The organism is Paenibacillus sp. FSL M8-0212, from assembly GCF_038004645.1.
Taxonomy (GTDB): Bacteria; Bacillota; Bacilli; order Paenibacillales; family Paenibacillaceae; genus Paenibacillus.
Window position 1 is genome coordinate 3,203,971 of sequence record NZ_JBBORP010000001.1, and the last position, 16,450, is coordinate 3,220,420.

General features: G+C 42.8%; 19 protein-coding genes. 18 read left to right on the top strand and 1 reads right to left on the bottom strand.

What is annotated here, in order from left to right; genetic code table 11:
- Positions 1–3 precede the first annotated feature (3 nt).
- Positions 4–1,893 carry a helicase-related protein gene (locus MKX68_RS14150; protein WP_445671073.1) on the top strand — a complete coding sequence of 630 codons (1,890 nt, stop codon included), beginning with the start codon at positions 4–6 and terminating at the stop codon, positions 1,891–1,893.
- 29 nt (positions 1,894–1,922) lie between these two features.
- Here MKX68_RS14150 and MKX68_RS14155 read toward each other — a convergent pair whose 3' ends face one another.
- Positions 1,923–2,192, bottom strand: coding sequence for a hypothetical protein (locus tag MKX68_RS14155; RefSeq protein WP_340912426.1), 270 nt, complete (start codon positions 2,190–2,192; stop codon positions 1,923–1,925).
- On the opposite strand from MKX68_RS14155, the gene MKX68_RS14160 reads away from it, so the two are divergent.
- The 17 genes from MKX68_RS14160 (at position 2,193) to hpf (ending at position 16,017) form a co-directional block, all read left to right on the top strand.
- Positions 2,193–2,855: a ComF family protein gene (locus tag MKX68_RS14160; protein WP_340912429.1), complete on the top strand. Its 663-nt coding sequence runs from the start codon at positions 2,193–2,195 to the stop codon at positions 2,853–2,855.
- A gap of 242 nt (positions 2,856–3,097) precedes the next feature.
- Entirely contained in the window at positions 3,098–3,505 is a 408-nt protein-coding gene (locus MKX68_RS14165) for a TIGR03826 family flagellar region protein (protein WP_307415900.1), read from the top strand.
- A 175-nt stretch (positions 3,506–3,680) separates the two neighbouring features.
- A complete protein-coding gene (flgM, locus tag MKX68_RS14170; protein ID WP_047840678.1) occupies positions 3,681–3,965 on the top strand; it encodes a flagellar biosynthesis anti-sigma factor FlgM in 285 nt (94 codons plus the stop codon).
- Positions 3,966–3,976: 11 nt separating this feature from the next.
- A complete protein-coding gene (locus tag MKX68_RS14175) occupies positions 3,977–4,480 on the top strand; it encodes a flagellar protein FlgN (protein WP_145149342.1) in 504 nt (167 codons plus the stop codon).
- A gap of 19 nt (positions 4,481–4,499) precedes the next feature.
- Positions 4,500–6,056 carry a flagellar hook-associated protein FlgK gene (gene flgK / locus MKX68_RS14180; RefSeq protein ID WP_340912439.1) on the top strand — a complete coding sequence of 519 codons (1,557 nt, stop codon included), beginning with the start codon at positions 4,500–4,502 and terminating at the stop codon, positions 6,054–6,056.
- A gap of 24 nt (positions 6,057–6,080) precedes the next feature.
- Positions 6,081–7,001 (top strand): flagellar hook-associated protein FlgL, encoded by a 921-nt coding sequence (gene flgL, locus MKX68_RS14185; protein WP_211085531.1) that lies wholly within the window; start codon positions 6,081–6,083, stop codon positions 6,999–7,001.
- Positions 7,002–7,019: 18 nt separating this feature from the next.
- On the top strand, positions 7,020–7,589 hold the full coding sequence (locus tag MKX68_RS14190) for a DUF6470 family protein (protein WP_340912444.1): 570 nt from the start codon (positions 7,020–7,022) through the stop codon (positions 7,587–7,589).
- A gap of 111 nt (positions 7,590–7,700) precedes the next feature.
- On the top strand, positions 7,701–8,114 hold the full coding sequence (gene fliW / locus MKX68_RS14195) for a flagellar assembly protein FliW (RefSeq protein ID WP_340915393.1): 414 nt from the start codon (positions 7,701–7,703) through the stop codon (positions 8,112–8,114).
- A gap of 1 nt (position 8,115) precedes the next feature.
- Positions 8,116–8,361, top strand: a complete 246-nt coding sequence (gene csrA / locus MKX68_RS14200; RefSeq protein WP_024631614.1) for a carbon storage regulator CsrA — start codon at positions 8,116–8,118, stop codon at positions 8,359–8,361.
- Positions 8,362–8,505: 144 nt separating this feature from the next.
- The gene (gene hag / locus MKX68_RS14205) at positions 8,506–9,399 is read left to right on the top strand and encodes a flagellin Hag (protein WP_340912448.1); all 894 of its coding nucleotides are present in this window, start codon (positions 8,506–8,508) and stop codon (positions 9,397–9,399) included.
- A 454-nt stretch (positions 9,400–9,853) separates the two neighbouring features.
- Entirely contained in the window at positions 9,854–11,770 is a 1,917-nt protein-coding gene (locus tag MKX68_RS14210; RefSeq protein ID WP_340912451.1) for a glycosyltransferase, read from the top strand.
- 121 nt (positions 11,771–11,891) lie between these two features.
- Complete coding sequence (locus tag MKX68_RS14215) at positions 11,892–12,284, top strand: flagellar protein FlaG (RefSeq protein ID WP_340912454.1); 393 nt, start codon at positions 11,892–11,894, stop codon at positions 12,282–12,284.
- A 13-nt stretch (positions 12,285–12,297) separates the two neighbouring features.
- Positions 12,298–13,779, top strand: a complete 1,482-nt coding sequence (gene fliD / locus MKX68_RS14220) for a flagellar filament capping protein FliD (protein ID WP_340912456.1) — start codon at positions 12,298–12,300, stop codon at positions 13,777–13,779.
- A gap of 23 nt (positions 13,780–13,802) precedes the next feature.
- The gene (gene fliS, locus MKX68_RS14225; protein ID WP_340912459.1) at positions 13,803–14,186 is read left to right on the top strand and encodes a flagellar export chaperone FliS; all 384 of its coding nucleotides are present in this window, start codon (positions 13,803–13,805) and stop codon (positions 14,184–14,186) included.
- Positions 14,183–14,542 carry a hypothetical protein gene (locus tag MKX68_RS14230; RefSeq protein ID WP_340912461.1) on the top strand — a complete coding sequence of 120 codons (360 nt, stop codon included), beginning with the start codon at positions 14,183–14,185 and terminating at the stop codon, positions 14,540–14,542. The genes fliS and MKX68_RS14230 overlap by 4 nt, the downstream gene beginning before the upstream one ends.
- Positions 14,543–14,834: 292 nt before the next feature.
- Complete coding sequence (locus MKX68_RS14235) at positions 14,835–15,032, top strand: cold shock domain-containing protein (RefSeq protein WP_024631599.1); 198 nt, start codon at positions 14,835–14,837, stop codon at positions 15,030–15,032.
- Positions 15,033–15,453: 421 nt separating this feature from the next.
- Positions 15,454–16,017, top strand: a complete 564-nt coding sequence (gene hpf / locus MKX68_RS14240) for a ribosome hibernation-promoting factor, HPF/YfiA family (protein WP_047840659.1) — start codon at positions 15,454–15,456, stop codon at positions 16,015–16,017.
- Positions 16,018–16,450 lie beyond the last annotated feature (433 nt).

Below are 16,450 nucleotides of genomic sequence, written 5' to 3' on the forward strand. Positions count from 1 at the left end.
TAAATGAAGGTTGCTTTGTATGTGTGCCGTGTAGGGGAAGGGTGGAGCATGATGTTATCAATCGACATTCGAGTGGATGTGGCTTGGTGGCTGGAGGGTGGAAGTGGGCGACATGTGCTGCGTTGGTTGCTGTTAGATAAGATGGTGCCGTTAAGCCAGGCATCCTGGTTGGTTGAACATTTTGAGATGGAGCGAGGTATGGATCGGTGGGGGCAGTACGAATGGCAGAGCTATTTTGCACGGAGGCTGGATGTGTATGAACTGGCCTCGGGGGAAACAGAGGCCAGAAAAGGTATAGCGGGCACAGCGGGGAGTGTCGCTGTGCGTGGTGCTTTGGTAGGCGGGATGCCAGAGTCGTATCCCGCCGGGCAGTGGGCTCAGCTGGAGCGGGACGCGGCCCTGCTGGCTGAGCGGATCAGCGGCCGCCAATTACTGGCGGCCGAGGCGGAGGCGTTGCTGGCGGATACCGCCCAGCCGCCAAAGGATTGGCGCGCGGCTGCGCAGCTCGCGCGCTTGCACGGGCGGCTGAGTATCACAGCCGCCCTCGAAGGGCCTGCCACGCGCCGTCGGCACGCGTGGCTTGGACGCGCGCGGAGCGCGTCCCGCTGCCACCGCTGTGGCAGCGAAGCCAGGCAGCGCGTGCCCTGCGCTGCCTGCGGCCTGGCGGCGTGCGCCTACTGCGAGGCTTGCCTCGCGCTAGGGCGCAGCCGTGCTTGTGCGCTGCTGCTACGCAGTGCAGCGCAAGGGGCCGTGCCACGACGCGGCGAAGCATCGCGTGGCACGGCCTTGGCCCCCACCGGCGGCGGGCTCGCCCGGTGGGGGCTTAGCGCAGCGCAGAGCGCGGCAGCAGCCACGGCGCTTGCGTTTTTGGCCCGGCCACCCGCAGGGGAAGGGCCGGGGCGGTTCTTGCTGTGGGCCGTGACCGGGGCCGGCAAGACCGAGATGATTTTCCCTCTACTCCAACATACATTGGATCGTGGCGGACGAGCTTTGGTCGCTACGCCGCGCAGGGATGTGGTGCTGGAACTAGCTCCGCGTCTGGCGAAAGCTTTTCCGGACACCTCGCTCGCTACTCTCTACGGAGGTAGTGATGAACGTTGGAAAGACGCTCAGCTCACGCTTGCGACCACACATCAACTGATGCGTTTTTATCAGGGGTTTGATCTCGTCATCATTGACGAACTGGATGCTTTCCCTTATCACAACGATCCCATGCTCGCTCACGCGGCAGCATCCTCCTGTAAGCCGGACGGGAGATTTGTCTATCTATCTGCTACACCGCCAGCTCGGCTCCAGAGGGAAGCAGCACAGGGGAAACTAACTCATGCCAAAGTTCCAGTACGTTTCCACCGTCATCCTTTGCCCGTGCCAAGATTGATCAAGATGGTTACCGTTGCTGAATGTATTAAGAAACGAAATCTTCCTTCTGCCTTGAAGACTAACATCCAAATTTCATTGGAGCGCGACGCTCAGGTATTTGTCTTTGTAACACGCATTGCCCAGATTGAGACGTTTGTGAACCTGATGCGTCGTACTTTTCCCGGAATCCATATCGAAGGAACCTCATCTCAGGACCCTGATCGTGCTAGCAAAGTTATAGCCTTTCGTGATCGCGACATTCGTCTGCTCGTAACGACAACGATTTTAGAGCGTGGCGTGACCATTCCGCGCAGCGATGTTTTTATATTGGATGCAGACAATGGTCTCTTTGATGAAGCTTCACTGGTTCAGATGGCGGGCAGAGCAGGGCGTTCCATGGATGACCCGGCGGGTAGAGTGGTTTTTGCATCGTCTCGTCGGACACGTTCTCAGGTGAAGGCCGTTGCACAGATTCGGAAAATGAACACCATCGCTCGTCGCAAAGGCTACCTGCATCCACCATCCCAGACATAATTGTCATCTGCCCAGTTCGTATCCACATATCACAATACATTCCCGAGACTGGAGGTATGCCCCCTATGTTCAACTGGCTCAGCAACATAACCGATCACGCGCAGTACCTGACCCAGCGTCTTCATCATCTGCTCGCCCCGCCGGGAGCGACTTGTCTGACATGTGGGACTCGAGCGATTCTGTCTTCTACCTATCCAGGCATATGCCCACGTTGTGTGAAGCAGATTCCATGGATCCGTTCCATCCGTTGCCTGCGTTGTGGTCGGGGTGTCGGATGCCCGGACTGTGCTCGTCCACATATGCAAAACCGTTCTTTTATCGCCAACCGCAGCGCCGTACAATACAACACTCTTATGAGAGAATGGATTGGAATGTACAAATTTCGAGGCCATGAAAGATACGCGCCGCTCTTAACCGCGCTGTTGATTCAAGCCTTTCAAGCGATGAGAGAGGAGCAGAATTCTGCTTTGGCAAAAGAACCCCCAGCCCCCGTGGCTTATTCCGCCACACTTGCTCAACAAAAGAAGCCGCAATGGCGGCCTGACGCGGTCACCTATGTCCCGGTGAGCAGCGAGCGTCTGGCCGAGCGTGGCTTCAATCAGGCGGAGCGGTTGGCTGCTGGACTTGCCACCGCCTGCCGCCTGCCCATCGTTGATCTGTTGCAGCGCCAGATCAACACCACCAAACAAAGCTTCAAATCACGCGGTGAGCGTATTGAAACGATGAAGAACGCTTTTTCCATCAACCCGGATGGCATGCAGTTAATTGAAGAGCTAAACAGGGGATCTCATCTGCCAACACAAAAGGGCATGTCGCATGCAAAACCCATACAGTTACTGCTGATTGATGATATATACACAACAGGTAGCACCTTGGACGCTTGTGGGCGGGGTATTCTAAATGCTGGCTTTTACATGGGGATTCCGGTCGAGATTTACACGCTGACACTGGCAAGATCCTAATTAATAAATGGACTTTTAATATATTTATGGAAAAATTTTATTTTAAATGTACGAATAGCGTGCTCCGCAGGAGAAGATTGGAGCGATATAATAAGCAAAATGGCCATGAGAGGGATTTCGTATATGTGCATCCTGTGCCCCTCTTTTGTTCTGTAAATAGACTATGGCTTCATCAGAGAAAATAAGGTAATGTATAGTTATTATCTATTCGGAAATGGAAGTTTGAGAGGGGCGTTTTAGCGATGAATCTAGGCAATTGTCCTCGCTGTGGTAAATTATATGCGTTGAATTTTAGAGATGTATGCTCGAATTGTATCAAGGAAATAGAGAAGGAATATCAGATCTGTGTAGATTATTTGCGCGAAAACAAGGGCACCAACATACAGGAGCTATCTGATGCAACGGAAGTTTCAATTAAAAACATTACCAAGTTCATCCGTGAGGGACGAATTTCCATCGAGAATGCCCCGAATATGATGTATCCTTGTGAAGTATGCGGAACATTGATTCGTGAAGGTCATATGTGTGATTCTTGCCGTAATCGTTTAACGAAAGACTTGGCAGGAGCAGCTCGTGAAGTAGGTCAGAAGGATAACAACAATGTAGGCGGACGAACCTACAATGCTGTCGACAAACTACGAGATTCATAGGAGCGAGGGCTCAAATACATGTTTTGCTATAACAAATGTTTTGAAACGTACCGATAAACTTATTAAAGATTATCGGTTTTTTTTATTATCCTAATCATTTTGACAACATAAAGATTAAAGTAAGAAAAACGTATATCAACATAAACTCCTAATCATGGAAGGAAGTGCATTTTAAATGAAAATCAATGAACCGAGTAGAATTGGAGCAATCAATTCATATCAAAGGAACGTTGAATCCAATCAGCAGGCTGATGCCAAGAAGAGCCGCCGTAAGGACGAGGTATCCATTTCTCCGGAGGCGATGAAGATGCTTGAGGAACAAAGTCGTACACAGGATGCAGGACGCATACAACGGATACAGGAACTCAAAGAACAGGTGAGTTCGGGAACGTATCAGGTAGATAGTAGCAAGCTTGCTGACAAGTTGCTACCGTATTTTAAGTCTTTTGATAAGGAATAGGTGATCACGTAATGGCAGCACTGGACAGATTGATTGCAGTTTTGCAGCAAATGGAACAAAGTCACCGCGATATGCTGGCACTCAGTGAGGTCAAGAGACAGGTCATTGTCAAAAATGATGTAGATGAACTCATTGCCCTCCTCAACAAAGAATCTCGTTTCATGAAACAACAGGAGCCATTAGAGATCGAACGGCAGAGTGCAGTTCACGAACTGCTACAGGAGCGTGGAATCAAATCCATGCTGAACCTGAATATTACTGAGATCTCGAAGCTGATTTTTGATCCGGCTGACAAACTGCGATTGCTTGAAGTCCAGAAAAAGCTGGCGGGAACACTACATGAATTAAAAGAGATTAATCAACTGAATCAAAAGTTGATCGAGCAATCGCTGATGTTTATTGACTTATCTATGGACATCTTTGCTTCTCGACCAGAACAGGATGCCACATATCAGCATCCTGCTGATAAGAACGGTAATCCAGGGCGAATCGGTCTGTTTGACACGCGTGCCTGATTAATTAGGGGGAAACCAGGTGACATCTACATTTCATTCAATCGAAACGGCTAAACGCAGTTTGTTCACACAGACGACAGCTCTTAGCACAACAGGCCATAACATAGCCAATGCCAACACGGAAGGCTACTCACGCCAAAAGGTAAACATGCAGGCATCTATTCCAATGGAGCCGTTCGCATTTCTGCATAGCACAACACCAGGGCAGCTTGGTACAGGGGTAGAATTCGACTCTATTACACGTGTGCGTGAGAAATTTCTGGATGACCAGTATCGCAATGAAAATACCAACTTCGGGAGTTGGTCCATTCAACGAGATACTCTTGAGAAACTTGAAGCTATTGTAAACGAACCATCGAACACTGGTTTTCGAACCGTTATGGATAATTTCTACAAATCATGGTCAGATCTGAGTAAAAATCCTGAGGATGTCACAGCACGGCGAATCGTAAAAGAAACGACGTTGGCTCTGACCGATGCGATGAATCAGATTAGCCGTCAACTGGATGCACTTAGCGAGGATCTTAATAGTAACATCGCTGTGAAAGGCAATGAAATTCAGGGCTACCTTGGTAATATTGCGAACCTTAATAGTGCCATTGTAAAAGTCGAGTCTCTTGGCGACAATGCCAACGATTTACGTGACCAACGTGATCTGATGACAGACAAGCTGTCCAAAATCATGAACGTTACCGTTACGGATTCTCCGCAAGGATACCAGATTCAGATGAATGGACAGGCACTCGTCACTGGTGGGGCGGTACAAGTAGCGGTTGATTCTTCTTTTCTGAATGCTGCTTATACAGCAGGAACGCTCACCAACGGCGAGGTCCACGGCATGATAAAGTCCAGAGACACTTTGGTGACTGATTATCAGAAGCAAATGGACGACTTAGCTAATACACTTGCCAATGGGGATATTGAGATCACCCTTCCTGCGGGTTCGGTCTTGCCAGATAATACTGTACTGGATGGAGTTACATACACAGGTGCAGCACGGACACTGGCAACTGATCTGAAGGTTACAGTCAAAGGCCTAAACGGATTGCATCAGCTTGGATACAGTATGGACGGAACCAATTCGCCAGGGTTACCTTTCTTTACAGCAACGGGTGGTGGAGCAGCGATTACAGCTGGTAATATTTCATTGAATGCTGAAATCTTGGCTGATCCGAATAAGATCGCAACTTCGCTCCGAACCACTACAGACTCTTCAGGAGCAGAATCGGTAATTAAAGGTAACAATACACTGGCTAATCTGCTGGCTAATTTGAAGGATACTCCAATGAAATCCGTTGATGGATTGAGGAATGCAACGATTGGTGCTCAGTTTAGTGCAATCGTTGGACAGTTGGGTGTTCAATCTCAGGAAGCGGCACGTCAAACGTCCAATTCTGAGTTTCTCGTAGAACAAGTGGACACTCGCCGTCAATCGGTCAGTGGTGTTTCCTTGGATGAAGAGATGGCCAACATGATTAAATTTCAGCATGCTTATAGTGCTTCTGCACGTTTTATGACCACATATGACCAATTGCTCGAAAAATTAATTAACTCTACCGGCGTAGTAGGCAGATAATAGAAAGGAGTGACATAACAGACGATGAGAATTACGAATAATATGTTGAGCTCGCAATTGATTCTTAACTTGAACCGGAATGCACAACAGATGAATAGTACACAAACTCAATTGGCAACGGGACGGAAGATCAACAAACCGTCTGACGATCCGGTAGGGATTACGTACTCCCTTCGTTATCGTGGAGAACTTTCTTCCAATGAGCAATATCAAAAAAATGTGGATAGCGCGGTATCATGGTTGGATTTTAATGATACCGTTATGGATCAAGCAGGCAGCGTGGTTCAACGGTTGAGAGAACTGACGGTGCAGGCGGCTACGGGGACTAACCCGCAATCTGCACTAGATAGTATCAATGAAGAAGTGAAGCAATTAAAAGCACAACTTGTTGATATTTCAAACAGCACGTTGAATGGGAAGTATGTATTTAATGGTGAAACCTACGATGTGAAACCTTATGACTTTCCTACCAGTGCTGACGGTTCGTTCGATACAACTAATGCTGCTTCCGTCGTTACTGATTCGGGTAAAATTAATTTTATCGTGGGTGAGAGTATCCAATTACCAATTAACGTAACCGGTAATGAAGTGTTTGGTGATTCTACGGAAGCCGATAATCTATTTGTAATCTTTAATACGATTAGTCAGGCTCTCGCCAGTGGTGATCAAAAAGAAGTGTCGAATCAGCTTGCAAACATTGATACTCGAACAAACAAGATGCTCGGGATTCGTGCAGAAATCGGGGCGAAAACCAATCGCGTCGAACTCATGCAAGGTCGATTAAGTGATCTTGAAGTGAACTTAACGGATTTGCAAGCAAAGGTTGAGGATGCAGATTACGCTGAGTTATCAATCAAGTCTAAAATCCAGGAAAACATATATAATGCTTCACTTTCTGCTGGTGCTAAAATTATCTCTCAGTCATTAGTTGATTTTCTTAGATAACAAAGGAGAGATCATCTGATGAATACTCTTCCAGTGGTACAAATACACACCACGCCCACGCTATTACATATCGATGCGGACATTGGTCAGTATTCGATTCGTCAGCCGAAGGCGGAGGTCCAACTCCATACCAAGCCTAGTAAATTAACGGTGCAAAGCCATGCAATAGAGCTGAATGTGGATCAATCCAAGGCTTTTTCTGCCTATCATGGTGGGAATATGATCGATATGAATTCCCGAATTTATTCGGGTATTCAGCAATTATTTATGCAGAACATGGCTGAGCGTGTGCAACAAGGGAATGATATGGCAGCCATCCACAAACCAGGCAATACCATTGCCAATATTGTAGGAACGAATTGGCAAGCTAAACCGTTTCCTGAGACACGTACGGCAGCTTCCTCTGATAATGTGGATGTACGTGTGTTTACGCAAGCACCAGACATTCGATTTGAAGCAGCAGAATCCGAGATGAATGTAATTGTGAACAAGCCAGAGATTGAATATCAACGTGGTAAGTTGGATATTTATGTGCAGCAATATGCTTCTATACAATACACTCCGCCTACGATTGATATGGGATTATAATATATAATGTAGAGCTATAGACGGTTATAATACCCCGCTATAGCTTTTTTCTATAAAATCATCGCCAAGGAGGCGTTTATTATTTTTATTGAGACAAGTACATGGGGAAAAATTGAAGTAGATGAAAACAGCACATATCAATTTCCAAGAGGTCTACCTGGTTTTGAAAATGAAACTAGTTTTGCACTGGTCCCTTGGGAAGATACGCCATTTAGTTACTTGCAATCATTAACGGAGAAAGAGCTCTCCTTCTTGGTAGTCAGTCCATTTGAGTTTAAACAGGACTATAGTTTTGAACTGAGTGAAGAAGATAAAGAAGAACTCAAAATTGAAGAAGATGTAGCCGTTTATTCCATAGTCACTATACATTCAGATGTGACAAAATCAACAATGAATCTTTTAGCCCCAGTCATAATCAATCCTGCACATCGGGTAGGTAAACAAGTTGTTCTTCAGCAAACAGGTTATGTGACTAAACATCTCATATGGACAGAAGAATCGACTTCAGCGAAGGAGGGGGTCTGAGATGTTAGTATTGTCACGTAAAAAGGGAGAATCTATTATCATTCAAGATAATATTGAGGTTACTGTATTGGCAGTGGAAGGTGACACGGTACGGATTGGCATCTCCGCCCCCAAGCACATTGATATCTTCCGGAAAGAGGTATATGCATCTATTCAGGAGGCTAATCGAGAGTCTGCAAAACCTGATGCGCCTAGTGTCGCTGCCTTTATGGAGTTGCTCCAAGGCATTGAAAACAAAAAAAAATAAAAATATTCCAATTTACTATTAACAGTTCTTCTCTTCCTGTCGATATATAGTTTAGACGCTGCTTCGGCAGGGCGGCCGACCTTAATGTTGCGGCGTTTACCACAAGGATGTGGAACTAACTTATTTTCAGGGAGGAAATTTCTAATGATTATCAACCACAATATTGCTGCAATGAACACACACCGTCAACTGGGTGCAAACACAACTAACACAAACAAGGCTATCGAAAAATTGTCTTCCGGTCTGCGTATCAACCGCGCTGGTGACGATGCTGCAGGTTTGGCAATTTCCGAAAAAATGCGCGGTCAAATCCGCGGTTTGGATATGGCTACTAAAAACGGTCAAGACAGCATTTCCTTGATCCAAACAGCTGAGGGTGCTTTGAACGAAACTCACTCCATCCTGCAACGTATGCGTGAATTGGCAGTTCAATCTTCCAATGACACGAACACAGATAAAGACCGTGAAGCTCTTCAAAACGAAGTTGATGAGTTGGCTAAAGAGATCACTCGTATCTCCAACACAACTGAATTCAATACTAAGAAATTACTTAACGGTTTTGCAGATGGTGGTTCTACTGTAACTAGTGCAGCAAACCTGAGCTTCCACATTGGTGCGAATGCTGACCAAAACATTTCGCTTACTATTAAAGCTATGGATGCGGCAAGCTTGGCTGTTGGTGCAGCTACGGGATCTTCTTCTGCAACTGGTGGAACAGCAGCAGCTGTAACTGGTGGTATCAGTATCTCTAGTGCAGTATCTGCAAATGCAGCAATCACAACAATCAACACTGCGATTGAAACAGTATCCGCAGAACGTGCGAAACTGGGTGCTTACCAAAACCGTTTGGAGCACACAATCAACAACCTGGGAACGACTTCCGAGAACTTGTCTGCTGCTGAATCCCGTATTCGTGACGTAGACATGGCTAAAGAAATGATGAACCAAACAAAAAACAACATCTTGGCTCAAGCTTCTCAAGCAATGTTGGCACAAGCAAACCAACAGCCACAAGCTGTTCTGCAATTGCTTCGTTAATTTTAAGTCAGTATTTAATGGTAAGAAAAGGTTGTCGATGTTTATATCGACAACCTTTTTTACTATGTTCAATTGAGGGTAAGATATCAAATTGACAATAATATATATATATATATATATATTTAGAAAAATTATGCATGTTATATAATTTATAGGGTTATACGTAAGATATGCTCGAAAAAAAGGTATAAAAAGTAAATAATGAGGCGATAAACGATAGTTTTATGACATGTTGCCGTGTGAAGTGACTCAGAATGGTACAAAGAAAAACATAAAGTTAATAATAATAGGGGAGATGGATATGCTCAGGTCTATGATGAGTATACCTCAGGCTCGTTTATATATAAATTGAACTAAAAATTTTATCAAAATAGAGTATTATCATTACTCTATATCTTAAGGTGTAATGTATATCTCAGATTAAATAATACTAATTAAGAGACGAGTGGATATAATGACCAAATCGGTATCGCTTTGTATGATTGTGAAAAATGAAGAGCAGTATATTGAGCGTTGTTTAGAGAGTGTGAAACAAGTTGTTAATGAGATAATTATTGTTGACACAGGCTCTAATGATGCAACTATTAATATAGCCAATAAATATACTAAAAATATCTATTCATTTGACTGGGTGAATGATTTCTCCGCAGCGAGGAATTTTGCCTTAAAGCATGCAAAATCTGATTATATCTTAGTAATGGATGCTGATGAGTATCTAGAAGAAGATGTCGATTTACAAAAAGATTTGATTAAAGACTACGATTATTATGTATTCAATATTAAGAATCAAATGAAATTCAATAGATCCTTTACACACACTGCAGTGAGAATGTTCCGAAATCATGTTGATCTTAAATATGAAAATAGATTGCATGAGCATCTCAATATATTGGAGAACAACGACAAGTATGTAGGTGATATGTCAGCCTGGACGATCGGACACGTAGGATACATGGATGAGGAAATACTTGAAGAAAAAAAGTATAAGCGTAATTTGCCGTTAATGAAATTGGAAGTTCAGGAGCACCCAACGGCCTATAACTTATTTAATATGGGAAAAACATATTTTGGTATGAATGAGTTTAAGAAGGCGGTTCCTTATTTTCAAAAATCGTACTCTTTAGGTAAGGATAAAGTATATTTACCTGAGTTATTCACTAAGTTAGCATTTGCGCTTAATGAGACTGGCCAAGTTAATGATGCTCTCTCAATATTGAATGATGCTACAGTTCTATATCCGTTAGAAACAGAAATGAAATACATTCAAGGGATTATTTTTATGAATAATGGGTATTACAAAGACGCTGAGAAGTGTTTCTTAGATTGTTTAGAATTAGGAGATCAAGGGACGCTGATCACTGAGGGCAGCGGAAGTTACATGGCGCATCTTCAATTATCAGATGTTTATGAGAGAAGCAATCAGTTAGATAAAAGTTACAATGCAAGAATTAACGCTATGAAAGTAAAAGGAGATTCTGCTCATGTGCTACAGGAGTACTTGCAGTTTACACTAAGGATAAACCAGCCTTTAGATGACACTAAACAGATTGTTGAAGATTACTATAGAATGAATAATATTGATGACCTTCAGAACTTAATGAACGTATTATACAGCTTGCGTCATCCATTACTGAACTTTTATTTGAAAAAATTCAACATTACAACTGAACCTCATATTCATGCTATAGCGAAAATTTATAGTAAAGATAAGAACCAAATGAAAACCGTACTAGAAGAGATCCATGACATGGACATGATAGAAAATGCGCAAGATATCTTGCTTGTAGGGTACTTCTTTAAGGAAGCTAGTTTAGCGAATAAAATTCAAAATTTAATGAATTTCGGAAATAAAGAGATGAAAGTCATTAAACAGCTACTTAAGGGAGAACCATTAACTGGATCACTCAGTTCTGCTCTGCAGCATGTTTTATTTTCATTATGTAGACAATTAATAATAATAGAAGAGTTTGATTTATTCCAGGATCTCACTGAGAAGTTGATAAATAACGATCCCAAAAATCATTTTGAGGCATGTAAACTCCTGAGTGAATTTAAATTTGATGAATTAGCTATTGATATGTTAATTGTGACGTTTAAAGCTTCTCCTAGTAATCCGGAGGTTATCCGTCTATTGGGAGATTTATGTTTCCGTAATGATTATCTTGAAGATACAGAAATGTTCTACACCAAATTATTAAACTTTGAATCTAATTATGAAATATATGAACGAAACTTTAGGCTCTATGAGAAAAAAGATGATAAACAAGGCATGTTGAAAATTGGAAATGAGATCATGGAGAAGTTCCCTGCAGTTTCTTGGATCCATGAGCTTTATCCTGTGCGTAATCGTCTTATCAAATCAGATTTTTGAAACAGATCCTCTATTGGTTTTTGGATCTACAGCCGAGGCGTGCTTTAATTTACAACACCTCTTCATTCTCTGTTTGTACTAGCCGATAAATATAATAAATAATTCCATCGGGGGATGAACGATGAATCTACAGTTCTCACTTTCAACGAATTCAGTGAACAACAGTACTTCAAGTTCTATAAGTCAACCAAGTGAAGCATCAGTAAATCCGAACACACAACTCATTCAAGCGGTGAGAAACGGCGTTGATATGTCTAAGCTTGAACGGCAAGGGATTAGCATTCCGTATGGTGACGAACACCTTATTAAAGCGATCGACAAAGCTGTTAAAGCCCTTCAAGGACCTACAACAACTTTGGAGATGAGCGTTCATGAAAAAACTCACCAAATCTTAGTGAAAGTCCTGAATAAAGAAACCGGTGAATTGATTCGTGAGATCCCACCTGAAAAAACATTGGACTTGGTAGCCAAGATGATGGAAATTGCGGGTATCCTAATTGATGAAAAAGTATAGGAGGTGACTGTAGATGAATATGCGAATTAACGGATTCTCAGGTATGGATATTGACAGTATGGTCAAATCTCTTATGACAGTGAAGAGAGTTCCGCTTGATAAGTTAAATCAACAGAAACAGATTCTGGATTGGACCAGGGATAGTTACAGACAGTTAAACAGTAAAATTGTGCAGTTAAGCAACAAATTGCAACAAATGGATTTGTCTGCAGCAACAAACACTCAAAAATCGACGGTTAGTGGAAATACAACAGCGGTTAGAGCCGAGGCAAATGCAGATGCGATTTCTGTAACAATGAGTGTCGAGGTGAAGACGCTTGCCAAAAAGGCCAATTTACAAAATGCAACGGAACTAACGACCGGAACACCTAGTGTAAAAGCAAGCCTAAGCACTACCTTAGTACAACTTGATAAATCAGGCTCCCCGCCAGAAAAATATGAACTTCATATTAATAATAAATCGTTGGAATTCAAAAATACAGATTCTTTATCAACTGTATTATCTCGTATTAATTCCGAAATCCCAACAGCTAACGCAAGTTATGATGAAATCAGTGGAAAGCTGACGATTACCTCAAGAGAAAATGGAAAAGAAATTGTAGGGACGGGAAGTAATGGTCAGCCTCAAACGAGTTCCTTATCGGGTATGCTAGGTTTGTCAGCGAACGCTGCGGAAAAAGGGGAAGTAAACATTACCACTTCTTCAGGTACCCGGAAATATGAAACTACTGGAGATACGTTGTTAGTCAATGGTGTGAATCTGACCCTATTAGAAACGAACGTAGGCTCACCCAGCAAGGTCTCAACACAGTCCGATCCTACAAAAGCGATAGAGACGATCAAGTCTTTTGTTGATACCTACAATGAATTGTTGGGATTGATGAACACAAGATTATCTGAAGAAAAGTATCGTGATTACGCACCTTTGACTGCAGAGCAAAAGAAAGACATGAAGGAAGATGACATTAAAAACTGGGAAGAGCGAGCCAAAAGTGGGCTTTTGAAGAATGATACCATTCTAAGCTCGGCCGTAGCTTCGATGAGGTCTGTCATTACAGGAAACTTGAAGGTGCTAAGTGAGGCAGGAATAACAACAGGGCAATATTATGAAAAGGGTAAGCTACAGATTGATGAAGTTAAACTTAAAAGCGCGTTGGACAGTAATCCCGATAGAATTCTAAGTGCTTTTAGAGGCCCTTCTACCGACGCTAACAATCCTGCTATATTTAGTGGATTGAGAAAAGAGTTGAATTCAACCCTGGATATGTTGGTCAAAAAAGTGGGTACTTCTAAGACAGACACTGATGCAAGCATGACTCTCAAAACGGAGAGTAGTATGGGCCAACAATTGAAAAATTACAACAATAGGATTTCAGACTTAGATAGAAAAATGGTTACTTGGGAAACTCGATATTATAAACAATTTGCCGCTATGGAAAAGGCAATGAGTCAATTCCAGTCACAGTCCTCGAGTCTATCAAGTTATTTCCAATAAATTAAAAGGGGGAATATTTTGGCATGATTACATCTCCTTATGAAAAGTATAAGCAGTCTTCAGTTCAAACATCTACTCCAGGGCAACTGGTTATAATGTTGTATGATGGTGCAATTCGATTTACGAAAATGGGCCTGGAAGGAATCAAAACGAAGGATTATTCTAAAGCAAATGTGAACCTCGGTAAAGCTCAAACGATTGTCAGTGAGCTAATGTCTACGTTGAATCTATCTTATCCTGTCTCTAAAGATTTGTTCTCGCTATACGAGTACATGAACCATTTGCTGATTCAAGCCAATATTAAAAAAGATATCAAGCATGGGGAAGAAGCTCTGGGATATTTCCAGGAACTGCGTGAGACCTGGGTTGTAGCCAGCAAACAAGCAATGGGAGCTTCAGCTCAATGAGTAGTAGCAACAAGACTCTGATAGACAATCTTCTGAGCCAACTTTCTGAGCTTACGCAGAGTTTTATTAAAGATTTAGAAATTCAAGATTCTGATCATGTAGAACAATTTGTTCAAGAGCGTGAACTTCTAGTTCAGCAATTGCATGAAGTTTTGGACGTTGAAGAGATGAGTGATATGCAAAAGGAAGCGCTGAAGAAAGTTTTGGCATACGACAAGATAATAGAGCAACGTATGTCATCACTTAAGAACGAAGCGCAGGAATGGTTGCTCCAACGCAATACTGCAAAAACACAACGCACGGTATATGAATCCAAATATGCTTCTGAAAGTTATCTTATGGATAAACGAAAGTAGCTAAAAAGAATCCTATAATTATAACGAAACTCCGTACGGGTAAATACTCCGTACGGGGTTTTTCTTGCCGTCATTAATACCACAAAAATAGACTTACCAACCTTCCATTTACCTGATATATTCAAGTTATCCCACCTTTCAACACAATCCCCAATTAATCTACAAAAAATTCCAAGAAAACATTTACTTTACCAATTGACAATGGATAACTTTGGATGGTATTATCTGAATTGTGGGCAGAGGTTAAGGCCGAAAGCTTCACTTCATTTGATGACGAAGGGAATGTTAGTGCATGCAAGGTAAAGTAAAATGGTTCAACGCAGAAAAAGGTTACGGTTTCATTGAGACTGAAGATGGCGGCGACGTATTCGTACATTTCTCCGCAATTCAATCCGAAGGATTCAAAACTTTGGAAGAAGGTCAATCCGTAGAATTCGACATCGTCGAAGGCGCGCGTGGACCGCAAGCAGCTAACGTAATCAAATTATAATCATCCGGACAATCCGACCTACATATATGGTTAGATGGTTACCAAATTGAATTATCGCTAGCATCAGACTCCGGTACTTTCCGGGGTCTTTTTTTGTTTCGATAGATTCGAGATTTGAGGAGCATCCGAGGTACATTATTCCTATGAATCTGTTAGATTCAAGAGATAGATTGAAGTTCATTTTACATATTAGATTGAGCAAGCTCAAAAACGGTTAAATACATCATCAAGCGCCTAATAAGACATTCCATGCAAATATACGATTATGGCTGAATATGATGAAATATCGCGAAATATGGCGTTATGCCTACGTTGGCAGATGTGGCTTGAACAGATGTCATTATTCGGTCACCGGGAGTTTTTACATGGCGCTTACATTCGTGTTATAATGAAGTGGCAAAGGAAAAAGGAGGAGTGCCCTATGAATTTAAGTATTCGAGGTCAACAAATCGAGGTTACTGATGCTTTGAAGGATTATGTCGACAAAAAGTTGAGTAGACTCGAGAAGTATTTCGATGCACCCCTTAACTCTGACGGTGCTGTTACATTGAGCACGACGAGAGGTTTGCATACGGTAGAGGTGACGATCCCTTTGAAAGGCATTGTGCTCCGCGCTGAGGATGAGAGCGACGATATGTACGCATCCATTGACTCCGTGGTGGACAAGCTGGAACGTCAGATCCGCAAACACAAAACAAAAATTAACCGTAAGTTCCGCCAGGAAGGCAGCCTGAAAACACTCTTCGTTGAAGATCCAACAGGTACTGTTGCTACAGCTGAACTGGATGCGGACACGGATGATGATGATTTGGAAGTTGTACGTACGAAACGCTTTATGTTGAAACCAATGGACGTGGAAGAGGCCATCCTCCAAATGAACATGGTTGGTCACAATTTCTTCGTATTCTCCAACATTGACAGTGAAGAAGTTAGCGTTGTTTACAAACGGAACGATGGTAAGTACGGATTGATCGAACAAGGTTAATCTTAACGTACAGGATCACCGGAACGGACATGCGTATGAATATCTAATAATAATGAAGACAGGGACTATTGTTTCCTGGATTAGATTTATCAAGAGCTTCCATCCCTTAGGGGATGGGGCTCTTTTGTGCGTAGAGGAGCTGGGAAATGACCTTTGGAAATAAAATGGTGAAACTATTCCCCATGCTGCTGCGTCTAATAGATAGTATGAAGAATCACAATCGGTACAACTTTACCACCAGATTCCGATGCTTACGGAAATATTCGTACGCCTACATTCGAGAACTGGATATTGAGATTTCCATCCAAATTTACCATCAAAATTTGTTGACAGGGCTGTCTATCCTGCAAAACGAAACATGACAATCGAACGCTTCCGCTAACGACTATGATTTTTTGCACTTAAACTCCATTTGATATGGCTCAGAAGTTCA

Coding starts and splice junctions, on each gene's coding strand:
- MKX68_RS14155 (WP_340912426.1), bottom strand. CDS start 2,192: ATGTGGACGAGCACAGTCCGGGCATCCGACACCCCGACCACAACGCAG.
- MKX68_RS14165 (WP_307415900.1), top strand. CDS start 3,098: ATGAATCTAGGCAATTGTCCTCGCTGTGGTAAATTATATGCGTTGAAT.
- MKX68_RS14160 (WP_340912429.1), top strand. CDS start 2,193: ATGCAAAACCGTTCTTTTATCGCCAACCGCAGCGCCGTACAATACAAC.
- flgL (WP_211085531.1), top strand. CDS start 6,081: ATGAGAATTACGAATAATATGTTGAGCTCGCAATTGATTCTTAACTTG.
- MKX68_RS14190 (WP_340912444.1), top strand. CDS start 7,020: ATGAATACTCTTCCAGTGGTACAAATACACACCACGCCCACGCTATTA.
- MKX68_RS14230 (WP_340912461.1), top strand. CDS start 14,183: ATGAGTAGTAGCAACAAGACTCTGATAGACAATCTTCTGAGCCAACTT.
- hpf (WP_047840659.1), top strand. CDS start 15,454: ATGAATTTAAGTATTCGAGGTCAACAAATCGAGGTTACTGATGCTTTG.
- fliD (WP_340912456.1), top strand. CDS start 12,298: ATGAATATGCGAATTAACGGATTCTCAGGTATGGATATTGACAGTATG.
- MKX68_RS14235 (WP_024631599.1), top strand. CDS start 14,835: ATGCAAGGTAAAGTAAAATGGTTCAACGCAGAAAAAGGTTACGGTTTC.
- MKX68_RS14150 (WP_445671073.1), top strand. CDS start 4: ATGAAGGTTGCTTTGTATGTGTGCCGTGTAGGGGAAGGGTGGAGCATG.
- csrA (WP_024631614.1), top strand. CDS start 8,116: ATGTTAGTATTGTCACGTAAAAAGGGAGAATCTATTATCATTCAAGAT.
- MKX68_RS14215 (WP_340912454.1), top strand. CDS start 11,892: ATGAATCTACAGTTCTCACTTTCAACGAATTCAGTGAACAACAGTACT.
- MKX68_RS14210 (WP_340912451.1), top strand. CDS start 9,854: ATGACCAAATCGGTATCGCTTTGTATGATTGTGAAAAATGAAGAGCAG.
- fliS (WP_340912459.1), top strand. CDS start 13,803: ATGATTACATCTCCTTATGAAAAGTATAAGCAGTCTTCAGTTCAAACA.
- hag (WP_340912448.1), top strand. CDS start 8,506: ATGATTATCAACCACAATATTGCTGCAATGAACACACACCGTCAACTG.
- flgM (WP_047840678.1), top strand. CDS start 3,681: ATGAAAATCAATGAACCGAGTAGAATTGGAGCAATCAATTCATATCAA.
- MKX68_RS14175 (WP_145149342.1), top strand. CDS start 3,977: ATGGCAGCACTGGACAGATTGATTGCAGTTTTGCAGCAAATGGAACAA.